The sequence below is a fragment of the Phenylobacterium sp. J426 genome, assembly GCF_024699945.1.
Lineage (GTDB): Bacteria > Pseudomonadota > Alphaproteobacteria > Caulobacterales > Caulobacteraceae > Phenylobacterium.
Genome location: NZ_JAJOMY010000001.1, coordinates 3,567,185 through 3,579,509, shown reverse-complemented (window position 1 = coordinate 3,579,509; position 12,325 = coordinate 3,567,185). Strand labels below are relative to the sequence as shown.

Here is a 12,325-nt window from a genome sequence, read left to right as displayed (position 1 = left end):
TTGCGACAGAAACGGACGTAGATAGATGCGCCACGAAAAAGCCGGTCGGTTGCTGGAGCTGGCGCGCCTCCTGGCGAGCTCGGCCGAGGGGCTGACGCTGGACGAGATGGCCGAGCGGATCGGCGTCGGCCGCCGCACCGCCGAGCGCATGCGCGACGCGATCTGGGAGGTCTTCCCGCAGCTGGAGGCCGTCGACGACCCGCCGACCAAGCGCTTCCGCATTCCGTCGGGGTTGGATGGCCTCTTCCAGGCCCCCCACCGCCGAGGAGCTGGCGGCGCTGACCGCCGCCGGCGCCGCCTTCGAGCAGCAGGGCGCGCAGGCGAGGGCGGCCGCGCTGCGCTCGCTGGAGACCAAGGTGCTGTCCGCCACCCGCGCCGCCGCCCGCCGCAAGCTCGCGCCCGACCTGGAGGCCCTGCTGCAGGCCGAGACCATCGGCGTCAGCGCCGGTCCCAGGCCCTTCGAGGACGAGGACGTGCTGCAGGCGATCCGCGATGCGCTGAAGGGCCTCTCGACGCTGCGCTTCCGCTACGAGGGCGGGTCGAACCCCGGCCGCACGCGCGAGGTGACGCCCTACGGCATCCTGTTCGGCCGCTCGAACTACCTGGTGGCGGCCGAGACCGTGGAGACGGGGCCCAGGAACTGGCGCCTCGACCGCATCTTCGACGTCGAGGTCACCGGCCTGCCCGGCGAGCGGCCCGAGGGCTTCTCGCTGCAGGCCTACGCCGACGAGAGCTTCGGCATCTACCAGGACGACGTCCACGACGTGGTGCTGCGCATCTTGCCCGCCGGCCGCGAGGACGCGCTCCGCTGGCGCTTCCACGCCCGCCAGACGGTGGAGCCCCAGGAGGACGGCTCGGTGCTCGTCCGCTTCCGCGCCAGCGGCATGCGCGAGCTCGCCTGGCACCTGTTCACCTGGGGCGACAGGGTCGAGATCGTCCAGCCCCAGGCCCTGCACGAGATGATGCTGGGCGAGCTGGAAGCCGCCCGCCGAGCCCACGTCCGGAACTGACGCACCCCGGGGTCAAGGTCATGTCCCAGAAGGAGGCCCACCATGACCACGACCCTCGACTACGCCCACCTGTTCGAGACCGAATTCCGCCCCCGCCGCCGGCTCCGTCGAGCCGCCGCCCGCGTCCTCCTCGCCGGCCTGTTCCTCGTCCGCCCCCGCCTGGCGCTGTCGATCTGGCGGGAACGCTGATCCGTCGAAAACGGCTTGAGCTTCCGCGCCGCGTCGGGACTATCGGCCCCAATCAAGTTGGGGTCCCGCCACATGAAGTCGCGCCTGCTCGCCACGCTTTTCGCCGGAGTTTTCCTCATGGGGGCCGCCCCCGCCGATAACGACCCCTACGCCTGGATGGAGGAGATCGAGAGTCCCCGGGCCCTCGAGTGGGCCAAGGCCGAGAACGCCCGCTCGCTGCCCCGCCTTCAGAACGACCCCCGCTACGCCGGCCTCTATGCCGACGCCCTGAAGATCGCCACCGCCAAGGACCGCATCCCGGGCGTCTATTTCGCGGGCGATGCGCTCCGCGACTACTGGCAGGACGCCGAGCACGTCCGCGGCATCTGGCGCACCACCAGCGTCGAGAGCTACCGCTCGGGCAATCCGCAGTGGCGCACCATCCTCGACCTTGACGCGCTCTCGAAGGCCGAGAACGCCAACTGGGTCTGGAAGGGCGCCGACTGCCTGCCGCCGGAGGACCGCTACTGCCTGGTCTCGCTGTCGAACGGCGGCAAGGACGCCGTCGAGGTCCGCGAGTTCGACACGGCCACCGGCAAGTTCGTCGACGGCGGCTTCCGCCTGCCCGAGGGCAAGCACCGCTTCGACTGGATCGACAAGGACACCCTCATCGTCGTCGCCGAATGGCAGCCCGGCGATATCACCACCTCCAGCTATCCCTTCATCGCCAAGATCCTGAAGCGCGGCCAGCCGCTCAGCGCCGCCACGGAGGTGTTCCGCGGCACCAAGACCGACGGCGGCTACGGGGTCTCGCCGATCGTGCTCCGCGACGCCGACGGCATGGTGCAGGCGGTGCTGCTGCATCGACCGCTCGACACCTTCAACGCCGAGCATCACCTGGTCACTTCGAACGGCACGGTGAAGCTCGACCTGCCGACCAAGGCTAGCGTTCAAGGCTATGTGGACGGCCGGCTGCTGGTCAGCCTCGAACAGGACTGGGCGGCGAAGGGCTTCAGGGAGGGCGACCTCCTCGACTTCGACCTCGCGGCCGTGAAGGCCAGGCCGGCCAGCCTATCCGGATCGCTCGTGCTGCGCCCGACCCAGAGCCAGGCGATCGAGCAGGTCGCCACCACCCGCAACCGCCTGGTCGTGGCGCTCTACGACAACGTGAAGGGGCAGGTCCTCAGCTTCCGGCGCACGGGCGACCGCTGGACGTCCACGAAGCTCGACCTGCCGAAGGACTCCACCATCGGCATCGCCTCGGCCTCCGACGCCGACGACCGCATCCTGCTCACGGTGACCAGCTTCCTGACGCCGTCCAGTCAATGGCTCGCCGACGCCGCCGGCGGCGCGCCGGCCAGGTTGCGCACCATGCCCGCCCGCTTCGACGCCTCGGACATGAAGGTCGAGCAGCACTGGGCCACCTCGAAGGACGGCACGAAGGTCCCGTACTTCGTAGTCTCGAAGAAGGACCTCAAGCTCGACGGCTCCAACCCGACGCTGCTTTACGCCTACGGCGGCTTCCTCGTCAGCCAGACTCCGGCCTACGCCTCGACCGCCGGCAAGCTGTGGCTGGAGAAGGGCGGCGTCTATGTCGTCGCGAACATCCGTGGGGGCGGGGAGTTCGGTCCGCGCTGGCATAATGCGGGCCTGAAGCTGAACCGGATGCGGGTCTATGACGACTTCTTCGCTGTCTCCGAGGACCTCATCACCCGGAAGATCACCAACCCGAAGAAGCTAGGGATTATGGGCGGCTCGAACGGCGGCCTGCTTATGGGTGTGGCCCTCACCAAGCGGCCCGAGCTCTACAACGCCGTCGTCATCCAGGTGCCGCTGTTCGACATGATCGGTTACGACCGCATCGGCGCCGGCTCGTCGTGGATCGGCGAATACGGCGACCCGAAGGTGCCGGAAGAGCGGGCGATGCTGATGAGCTATTCGCCGTACCAGAACCTCAAGCCCGGGCAGAACTACCCGCTCGTCTTCCTTGAGACGTCGACCAAGGACGACCGGGTCCACCCGGCGCACGCCCGCAAGGCCGCAGCCCGGCTCAAGGAGTTCGGCTACGACTACCTCTACTACGAGAACATCGACGGCGGTCACGCCGCCGCCGCCAACCTCAACGAGCGGGCGATGCGTCAGGCGCTGGAATACACCTACCTGATGCAGCGGCTGATGGACTGATGGCCGAGATCAGCGCCGGAGTGCTTGCGTGGCGCGCCGGCGCTGAGGGCCCGGAGTTCCTGCTGGTGCACCCGGGCGGGCCCTACTGGGCTGGGAAGGACGAGGCCGCCTGGTCGATTCCCAAGGGCATTGTCGAGCCAAGGGAGGATGGCTGGGCCGCCGCCCGGCGCGAGTTTGAGGAGGAGTTGGGGACGCCGATCACCGGCGAGGCGGTCGAGCTGCCGCCGGTGAAGACAGCCGGCGGCAAGGTGATCCACGCCTGGCTCGTCGAGACCGATCTCGACGTCGCGCAGATCCGGAGCAACACCTTCGAGATGGAGTGGCCGCCCAGGTCCGGCCGCCACGCGACCTTCCCGGAGGTCGACCGCGCCGCCTGGTTCGATCCCGAGAACGCCCGGTGGAGGATCCACAAGGGTCAGCGGCCGATCCTGGTGGCAGCGCTAGCGGTGATTGCGGGAAGTTTGGAGGCCTGACCGAGAATCGAACTCGGGTTCACGGATTTGCAGTCCGCTGCGTCACCACTCCGCCATCAGGCCGCCGGCGGGGCGATCAGCCCCGTGTGGAGGGCGCGAGGGCTACCAGAACGCATTGATCCGAGCAACGCCCGTGAGGCCTCGCAATTGCGTTTCACCCGCCGAGGCCTATAAGCCGCGGCTCTGAACTCACCTTGTCGCGTACCCGAGGGATTCGATGGCCGACTTCGACGCCGCCCGCCTGAACATGGTGGAGAGCCAGGTGCGGACGCAGGACGTCACAGATGTCCGCCTGCACGACGCCATGCGCGACCTGCCGCGCGAACGTTTCGTGCCCGAGGGCAAGGCCTACCTCGCCTATGCCGACGTCGACGTCGAATACGCGCTCGGCCGCTTCCTGCTGAAGCCGCGCAACGTCGCCAAACTGCTTCAAGCCGCCAGGCCCATGCCGGGCGAAAAGGCGCTCGCGATCGCCGCGCCCTACGCGGCGGCCGTGCTTGAGGCGCTCGATCTGGTGGTGAGCCGTGCTGATGAAGATCTCGAACATCCGCCCGCGGGCGAGTTCGACGTGATCGTCTGCGAGGGCGCCGTCGCCCGGGCGCCTGACTCCTGGCTCAAGGCGCTTGCGCCGAACGGTCGCTTGGCGGTCATCGAGCAGGGCGAGCGGCTGGGCCGAGCCGTGCTGTACGTGAATGCCGAGGATGGCGTCGGCCGCCGCGACCTCTTCGACGCCACTGCCGAAATCCTTCCCGGTTTCGAGCCGGAGCGGGGCTTTGCATTCTGACCGGCTCTTGCAACGGCCCCGAAACCGGACAGTAACGGTGGGGTGAAAAAAGCTTAAGGTGACGCAGCTTGGCCCGGGCGGCACACAGCCGCATATAGAAGCGCGACGTCTCTCGTACGATCGGGGATAACGAATGTCGATGACTGCCCGCGGCCGCCTGCTGGCCGCGATTTTCAGCGTGGGGCTCGGCGGCGCCCTGGCCGCGGGCCCCGCGTCGGCCGAGACCCTGGCCGACGCCATCGCTCTGGCCTACCAGAACAACCCGACCCTGCAGGCCCAGAGAGCCACGCAGCGTGCGCTCGACGAGAACTACGTGCAGGCCCGCAGCGGATGGCGGCCAACGCTGACGCTGAGCGGCGCCGCCGGCTATCAGGAGACGCGGACGCCCCGCGCGGCTCGTTCGAGCCCGCTTCAGGAGACGATTTCTGAGGGTAATAGCGCCACGGCCGCGCTGACGTTCAGTCAGCCGCTCTGGACTGGCGGGCGTGTCGCCGCACAGGTGTCGGCCGCCCAGGCGGACATCCTGGCGGGCCGCGAAAACCTGCGCCGTATCGAGGCGCAGATCCTCGGTCAGGTCGTGCAGACCTACGCCGATGTGCGACGTGACCAGGCGGCCCTCGCCATTCGCGCCGAGAACGTCAAGGTCCTGACGCGGCAACTCGAGGAATCCCAGGCCCGTTTCGACGTGGGCGAGGTGACCCGCACCGACGTCGCGCAGTCGCAGGCGCGTCTGGCGCAGGCGCAGGCGCTGTTCCAGCAGTCGCAGGCCCAGTTGGCCATCACCCGCGCCACCTACGCCCAGATCGTGGGCCAGAACCCCGGCGAACTGGAGCCGGAGCCCTCCTTGGCATACCTGATGCCAAGCGACCCGGAGCAGGCGTTCGTCGTCGCCGAACAGAACAACCCCCAGCTCCGCGCCCAGCAGTTCACCGAGGAGGCCAGCCGCGCTCGCGTCGCCGGCGCGCGCGCCGAGCGGCTGCCGAACGTCTCGGCGCAGGCGCGTCTCGCCTACGGCGGGCCAGCCATCCCCCAGCCGCCAAACGACCCGCTGGAGCGCGGGCTGTTTTCGCGTGAGAGCACGGCTTCGGTGAATGTCACCGTGCCGCTATTCAACGGCGGTCTCACGACCTCGCGAGTGCGCCAGGCCATAGAGCGCAACAACACCGACCGGCTGACCACCGAGATCGTCCGCCGCAGCGTTCTGCAGAGCATCACCGGCGCGTGGAGCCAACTGATCGCCGCCCGTGCGAACATCACTTCGAGCGACGAGCAGGTTCGTGCTGCGCGCATCGCCGCCGAAGGCACGCGCCAGGAACAACAGGTCGGGCTGCGCACCACCATCGACGTGCTGAACGCCGAGCAGGAGCTGCGTCAGGCCGAACTCAACCAGGTGTCGGCTCGTCGCGACGAATATGTGGCGGCGGCGACCGTGCTGACCCAGATGGGCCGCCTGGAGGCGAAGAACTTGACGCCGTCGGTGCCGCAGTACGATCCGGCGCGGAACTTCCGCAACCTTCGGATCACCTGGGGCTGGGTGCCTTGGGAAGAGCCGATTGGCATCGTCGACCGGTTCCTGACCCCGTGGCCGGCGCCGACCCCGGACGCTCGTCCGACGGAACCGCCGATCGCCCCTGGTCTGCAGCCGCCTCCCGCCGTTCCGGCAGGCCCCGCGCGGTAGGCCTGGGATAGCTTACCTGGGGAACCTGGCCGGCGCCCCGCGGGCGGAAATTGCAGGATCAGCGAGGTGCGCTTAGGCTCGGCTCTGAAGATTCCTCTTTGGCGGCAGGTCCATGTCCGAACAGACGTCCCAGGAACCCACGATGGAGGAGATCCTCGCCTCCATCCGACGGATCATCTCCGAGGACGAGGCGCCCGCCGAGGCCGCGGCTCCGGCGGCCGAGCCGGAGCCGGTTCCGGAACCGCCGGCGCGCGAACCCGACCCTGTCGAGGTCGAGGCCGTCGCGCCGCGTGTAGCCGAGCCCCCGCCGCTTCCCGTCGCAGAAGACGACGATGACGCTCTCGAACTCACTCAAAAGGTGGAGAGCGTCGGCGACCTTGACGTCTTCACGCCGCCCGACCCGCCCGACGCGCCACCTGTCGCCGCCGCGGCGCCGCTCCAGTTGCGGCGCTGGTCAGCGAACGAGCCGCGACCGCCGCGGCCTCGGCTTTCGGCCAGCTGTCCGCCGCCATCGCCATGCCGCGGGAAGGCCGGACGCTGGAAGACGTCGTTCGCGAGCTTCTGACGCCGCTCCTGCAACAATGGTTGGACGAGAACCTGCCGCGCATCGTGCAGGAAGCCGTTGAGGCCGAGGTTTCCCGCATCGCTCGTGGCCGAGTAGGTTAGCGTCATAGCGCAGGCTTGCCTGCGCCAGCCGCTTCGCGTTCCGTCCCAACCCCTGTAAGACGCCGGCGGCGCGCCCATCCCGGGCGCGCTTTGCCGCTTATCGCCATGCTTGAAAAAACCTTCGATTCCAAAACCGTCGAACCGCGCCTCTACGCCGCGTGGGAAGCTTCGGGCGCCTTCGCGCCGACCGATGATCCTAACGCCGAGCCGTTCTCGATCGTCATCCCGCCGCCGAACGTGACAGGCTCGCTGCACATCGGGCACGCGCTGAACAACACGCTGCAGGACGTGTTGATCCGGTTCGAGCGGATGCGCGGCAAGGCGGCCCTTTGGCTGCCGGGCACCGACCATGCGGGCATCGCCACCCAGATGGTCGTCGAGCGCAAGCTTGCGCAGGAAGGTAACCAGAGCCGCCGCGACCTGGGTCGCGACGCCTTCGTCAAGAAGGTCTGGGAGTGGAAGGCGGAGTCCGGCGGGACCATCGTCAACCAGCTCCGTCGGTTGGGGGGCTTCGTGCGACTGGTCGCGCGAGCGCTTCACCCTGGACGAGGGCCTGAGCGCCGCCGTCCGCAAGGTCTTCGTAACGCTCTACAAGGAAAAGCTCATCTACCGCGACAAGCGGCTGGTGAACTGGGATCCCCACTTCCAGACCGCGATCTCGGACCTTGAGGTCGAGCAACGCGAGGTCGACGGCCACTACTGGCACTTCGCCTATCCCTTGGAAGACGGCTCCGGCGAGATCGTGGTGGCCACCACACGTCCCGAGACGATGCTGGGCGACACCGCCGTCGCGGTGCACCCGAGCGACGAGCGCTACACTGCGCTTATCGGCAAGGCTGTTCGCCTGCCGATCGTGGGCCGATCCAATCCCGATCATCGCCGACGAGTATCCCGATCCCGAGAAGGGCTCAGGCGCGGTGAAGATCACCCCAGCGCACGACTTCAACGATTTCGCCGTCGGCAAGCGTCACAACCTGCCGATGATCAACATCTTCGACGATTTCGCGCGGCTGAATGACAATGTGCCGCCAGAGTACCGGGGCCTCGACCGGTTCAGGGCTCGCGAGAAGGTGGTGGCCGTGTTCGAAGAAGCTGGCCTGCTGCGCGGGATCGAGAAGACGCGGCACGTGGTGCCGCACGGTGACCGCTCCGGCGTCGTCGTCGAGCCCTACCTGACCGATCAGTGGTACGTGGCCGCCGACGTCCTGGCCAAACCCGCCATCAAGGCGGTGGAGGAGGGCGACACGGTCTTCGTGCCCAAGGCCTGGGAGAAGACCTACTTCGAGTGGATGCGGAACATCCAGCCGTGGTGCGTCTCCCGCCAGCTCTGGTGGGGTCACCGGATTCCGGCGTGGTATGGCCCGGACGGCAAGGTCTTCGTCGCCGAAAGCGAAGACGAGGCCCTCCGGGAAGCGCGCGAGTTCTATGGCCGCGAGGTGGATCTGAAGCAGGACGAGGACGTCCTCGACACCTGGTTCTCGTCGGGACTCTGGCCCTTCTCCACGCTGGGCTGGCCCGAGAAGACCGACGACCTGCGCCGGTTCTATCCGACGCATACCCTCATCACCGGTTTCGACATCATCTTCTTCTGGGTCGCCCGGATGATGATGCAGGGCATCCACTTCACCGGGGAGGTTCCGTTCAAGCGGGTGTTCATCAACGCGCTAGTGCGCGACGCCTCGGGCGCGAAGATGTCCAAGTCCAAGGGCAACGTCATGGACCCGCTCGAGCTGGTCGACGACTTCGGCGCCGACGCCCTGCGGTTTACGCTGACGGCCATGTCCGGCCAAGCGCGCGACATCAAGCTTTCGCGCCAGAGGATCGAGGGCTACCGCAACTTCGGCACGAAGCTGTGGAATGCGACGCGCTTCTGCCAGATGAACGGCTGCGCCCGCGCCGTGGGCTTCGATCCCGCTCAGGTGAAGGCGCCGCTGAACCGCTGGATCGTTGGCGAGACCGTGCGGACCGCGCAGGCCGTGACAGCGGCGCTGGCGGACTGTGGCTTCGACGAGACCGCGAACGCGCTCTATCGCTTCATCTGGAACCAGTTCTGCGACTGGTACGTGGAGTTGGCGAAGCCGCTGCTGAACGGCGAGGACGCCTTGGCCAAGGCTGAGACCCAGGCTACGGCGGCGTGGGTGCTGGACGTCATCCTGACGCTGCTGCACCCGGTGATGCCGTTCATTACCGAGGAGCTGTGGGAAAAGACCGCGGACCTCGGCGCGCCGCGCGGCCACGCGGGCTTCCTGATGACCGCCCCTTGGCCCGACCTGCCGGCGACCTTGATCGACACTGCGGCCGATGCTGAAATCGGCCTGGTGATCGAGACGATCTCCGAAGGACGCTCGGTGCGCGCCGAACTGAATGTGCCGCCGTCGGCGCGCCCGCCTCTGCTGGTGATCGAGACCACGGACGCTCAACGTCGCGTCCTCGAAGGCAGCGCGCCGCTTGTGGTTCAGCTCCTGCGGGTCTCCGAGGTTCGCTTCGTCGATGTCGCGCCAGAGGGCGCGATACCCTACGTGGTCGATGGAGCCACCCTGGCGTTGCCCGTCGCGGATTTCATCGATCTGTCGGCCGAACGTGCGCGACTGTCGAAGGAGGTCGCGAACCTCGCGTCCGAGATCGAGAAGACCTCGAAGAAGCTTGGAAATCCCGATTTCGTTTCTCGCGCGCCGGAGGAGGTGGTCGAGGAAAACCGGGAACGTCTCGCGGATGCAGAAGCGGCCAAGACCAAGCTGGAAGGGGCGCTCGCGCGGTTAGGCGCGGTGGCGTAACGTCGTCGCCGGTTTGCCTCCGGCGTCAGGTTATGGTTGTTCACTTGGGATGACGCACGGGCAGCCTTGACCCGTGCGCGCCAGGAGAAACGCCGAATGTCCGAGCCCGTGCTGCCCGCCGGCTGGCCCGCCATGTCCATCGCCCAGGCCCACGCGCTGCTGACCCAGCCGGGGACGCCGCTGGAGACGGAAGAGCTGGAAATCCGCGGCGTCCGGACCAAGGTCTGGAAGCACCTGCCGCCGTCGCTCCGCGCGGTGGTGGAAGCGAGCCGGGCCCACGGTGAGAAGATCTTCCTCGTCTATGAGGACGAGCGGGTCAGCTTCGAGGCCTTCCACCGGGCCGTGGCGGCCTTCGCTCGCGAGCTCGCGGCCCAGGGCGTCGGCAAGGGCGACCGGGTCGCGGTGATCATGCGCAATCTGCCGGAATGGGTTGTGGCCTTCTACGCCGCCGCCTCGCTGGGCGCCATTGTCACACCGCTCAACGCTTGGTGGACGGGGCCCGAGCTGGAATACGGACTGACCGATTCCGGGACGAAGGTCGCGGTGATGGACGCCGAGCGCTACGAGCGCATGAAGGAGCATTTCGCCAACTGTCCTGACCTGGTCCGTGTCTACGTGAGCCGGCTGGGCGACGAGGAGGTGGCTCACCCCTACATCACCCCGCTTGAGAAGGTGCTTGGCGGCGCCAACGACTGGGCGGCGCTGCCCGATCAGGCGCTGCCCGCGGCCGATATCGGCCCGGAGGACGACGCCACCATCTTCTACACCTCGGGCACGACCGGGAAGCCGAAGGGGGCGCTCGCCACCCAACGGGGCGTGAACACCAACATCCTGACCGCCGCCGCCGCCTCGGCCCGCAACTTCCTGCGCAAGGGCGAAGCGCCGCCGGCGCCCGACCCGAACGCGCCGCAGCGCTCGGCTCTCATCTCGGTGCCGTTCTTCCACGTGACCGGCTGCTTCGCGGTCCTGAATCCAACGCTCTTCGCCGGCGGCAAGCTGGTGATGATGCACAAGTGGGACGTGATCCGAGCCTTCGAGCTGATCGAGCGAGAGAGGATCATGCTGGCTGGCGGCGTGCCGACGATCGCGTGGCAGCTCATCGAGCACCCGGCGCGCAAGGATTTCGACCTGTCATCCCTGGAGAGCGTCTCCTACGGCGGCGCCCCATCGGCGCCCGAGCTGGTGCGGCGCCTCCGCGAGACCTTCCCCAAGTCGCAGCCGGGCCAGGGCTGGGGCATGACCGAAACGTGCGCGACGGTGACGTCGAACGGGGCCGAGGACTACATCAACCGGCCCGACAGCTGCGGCCCGGCCGCCGCGGTGGCCGAAATCCAGATCCGCGATCCGGTCGACGGGAAGACCGTGCTGCCACCCGGCGAGGTCGGAGAGCTGTGGTCGTTCGGACCGATGAACTGCAAGCTGTACTGGAACAAGCCCGAGGCGACAGCCACCACCTTCGTCGACGGCTGGGTCCGCACCGGCGACCTGGCGCGGATGGACGAAGAGGGCTTCTGCTTCATCATCGATCGGGCCAAGGACATGTTGATCCGAGGCGGCGAGAACATCTACTGCGTCGAGGTCGAGAACGTCCTCTATGACCATCCCGCGGTGATGGACGCGGCCGTCGTCGGCGTGCCGCACCGCACGCTCGGTGAGGAGCCCGCGGCCGTGGTGACCCTCAAGCCCGGCGCGGAGGCCACCGAGGACGAGCTCCGGGCCCATGTCGCCGAGCGTCTGGCCGCCTTCAAGGTGCCGGTCGCGATCAGGTTCTGGAACGAGACGCTGCCTCGCAATCCGAACGGCAAGATCCTCAAGAACGAACTCAAGAAGCTGTTCGAAGAGGCCGCCGCCTGAGGAAGCGCGCGGACGTCCTGCTCGTCGAGCGCGGCCTCGTCGAGAGCCGCGCCAAGGCGCGTGCGGCGATCGAGGCGGGCGGCGTCACCGCTGACGGCCGACCCGTGGGCAGGGCGTCCGAGATGCTGGACGCGGCTTGTGCGCTCGAGGCGGTCGCAGCCCATCCCTGGGTCGGCCGAGGTGCGCTAAAGCTCGATCATGCGCTCGCGGTATGGCCCGTGCCTGTCGAGGGGAGGATCGTCCTCGACGTCGGCGCGTCTACCGGCGGCTTCACCGAGGTGTGCCTCGCCCGCGGAGCGCGCCGCGTCTACGCCGTGGACGTAGGGCGGGAGCAACTGCACGCCAAGCTCCGAGGGGATCCACGCGTGACCAATCTGGAGGCCACGGACGCCCGGCGCCTGACACCGGCGTTGACGCCTGAGCGGCCTGACCTCGTCGTCACAGATGTCAGCTTCATCGGCCTCGCGAAGGCCTTGCCGGCTGCGCTCGCCCTTGCGGGCCACGGCGCCGACCTGGTGGCGTTGGTGAAGCCCCAGTTCGAAGTCGGGCCGGAGCGGGTGGGGAAGGGCGGTCTCGTGACGGATCCCCAGGCGCAGGCGGAGGCCCTGGAGAATGTACGGACATTCCTGGACGCAAGCGGGTGGGACGTGCAGGCGGCGACGGACAGCCCGATCCCAGGCGGCGACGGCAATCGCGAATTCCTGCTTTGGGCGAAGAAGAGGGCCGCCCGCTGA

At 68.2% G+C, this 12,325-nt stretch carries 7 protein-coding genes, 1 tRNA gene and 3 pseudogenes; 10 read left to right on the top strand and 1 reads right to left on the bottom strand.

Features of this window, described 5'->3' with window-relative positions; genetic code table 11:
* Positions 1-25: 25 nt before the first annotated feature.
* The 4 genes and pseudogenes from LRS10_RS18870 (at position 26) to LRS10_RS18855 (ending at position 3,835) form a co-directional block, all read left to right on the top strand.
* Positions 26-1,010 (top strand): annotated as a pseudogene (locus tag LRS10_RS18870) (WYL domain-containing protein).
* A gap of 42 nt (positions 1,011-1,052) precedes the next feature.
* Positions 1,053-1,199, top strand: a complete 147-nt coding sequence (locus tag LRS10_RS18865; RefSeq protein WP_257838580.1) for a hypothetical protein — start codon at positions 1,053-1,055, stop codon at positions 1,197-1,199.
* A 72-nt stretch (positions 1,200-1,271) separates the two neighbouring features.
* On the top strand, positions 1,272-3,362 hold the full coding sequence (locus LRS10_RS18860) for a prolyl oligopeptidase family protein (protein WP_257838579.1): 2,091 nt from the start codon (positions 1,272-1,274) through the stop codon (positions 3,360-3,362).
* Positions 3,362-3,835 carry an NUDIX domain-containing protein gene (locus LRS10_RS18855; protein ID WP_257838578.1) on the top strand — a complete coding sequence of 158 codons (474 nt, stop codon included), beginning with the start codon at positions 3,362-3,364 and terminating at the stop codon, positions 3,833-3,835. The genes LRS10_RS18860 and LRS10_RS18855 overlap by 1 nt, the downstream gene beginning before the upstream one ends.
* Here the strand turns inward: LRS10_RS18855 and LRS10_RS18850 are convergent.
* Positions 3,825-3,898, bottom strand: a tRNA-Cys gene (locus LRS10_RS18850). The genes LRS10_RS18855 and LRS10_RS18850 overlap by 11 nt on opposite strands.
* A gap of 154 nt (positions 3,899-4,052) precedes the next feature.
* Between LRS10_RS18850 and LRS10_RS18845 the strand changes: the two genes are divergently transcribed.
* The 6 genes and pseudogenes from LRS10_RS18845 (at position 4,053) to LRS10_RS18815 (ending at position 12,325) form a co-directional block, all read left to right on the top strand.
* A complete protein-coding gene (locus LRS10_RS18845; RefSeq protein WP_257838577.1) occupies positions 4,053-4,619 on the top strand; it encodes a protein-L-isoaspartate O-methyltransferase in 567 nt (188 codons plus the stop codon).
* Between the two features lie 133 nt (positions 4,620-4,752).
* Positions 4,753-6,297, top strand: coding sequence for a TolC family outer membrane protein (locus LRS10_RS18840; RefSeq protein WP_257838576.1), 1,545 nt, complete (start codon positions 4,753-4,755; stop codon positions 6,295-6,297).
* A 112-nt stretch (positions 6,298-6,409) separates the two neighbouring features.
* Positions 6,410-6,963, top strand: a pseudogene (locus LRS10_RS25315) (DUF2497 domain-containing protein).
* Positions 6,964-7,068: 105 nt separating this feature from the next.
* Positions 7,069-9,737: pseudogene (locus tag LRS10_RS18825) on the top strand (valine--tRNA ligase).
* A 96-nt stretch (positions 9,738-9,833) separates the two neighbouring features.
* On the top strand, positions 9,834-11,591 hold the full coding sequence (locus tag LRS10_RS18820; RefSeq protein WP_257838575.1) for a class I adenylate-forming enzyme family protein: 1,758 nt from the start codon (positions 9,834-9,836) through the stop codon (positions 11,589-11,591).
* A complete protein-coding gene (locus tag LRS10_RS18815) occupies positions 11,588-12,325 on the top strand; it encodes a TlyA family RNA methyltransferase (protein WP_257839207.1) in 738 nt (245 codons plus the stop codon). Before LRS10_RS18820 ends, LRS10_RS18815 begins: the two co-directional genes overlap by 4 nt.

Coding starts and splice junctions, on each gene's coding strand:
- LRS10_RS18865 (WP_257838580.1), top strand. CDS start 1,053: ATGACCACGACCCTCGACTACGCCCACCTGTTCGAGACCGAATTCCGC.
- LRS10_RS18860 (WP_257838579.1), top strand. CDS start 1,272: ATGAAGTCGCGCCTGCTCGCCACGCTTTTCGCCGGAGTTTTCCTCATG.
- LRS10_RS18855 (WP_257838578.1), top strand. CDS start 3,362: ATGGCCGAGATCAGCGCCGGAGTGCTTGCGTGGCGCGCCGGCGCTGAG.
- LRS10_RS18845 (WP_257838577.1), top strand. CDS start 4,053: ATGGCCGACTTCGACGCCGCCCGCCTGAACATGGTGGAGAGCCAGGTG.
- LRS10_RS18840 (WP_257838576.1), top strand. CDS start 4,753: ATGTCGATGACTGCCCGCGGCCGCCTGCTGGCCGCGATTTTCAGCGTG.
- LRS10_RS18820 (WP_257838575.1), top strand. CDS start 9,834: ATGTCCGAGCCCGTGCTGCCCGCCGGCTGGCCCGCCATGTCCATCGCC.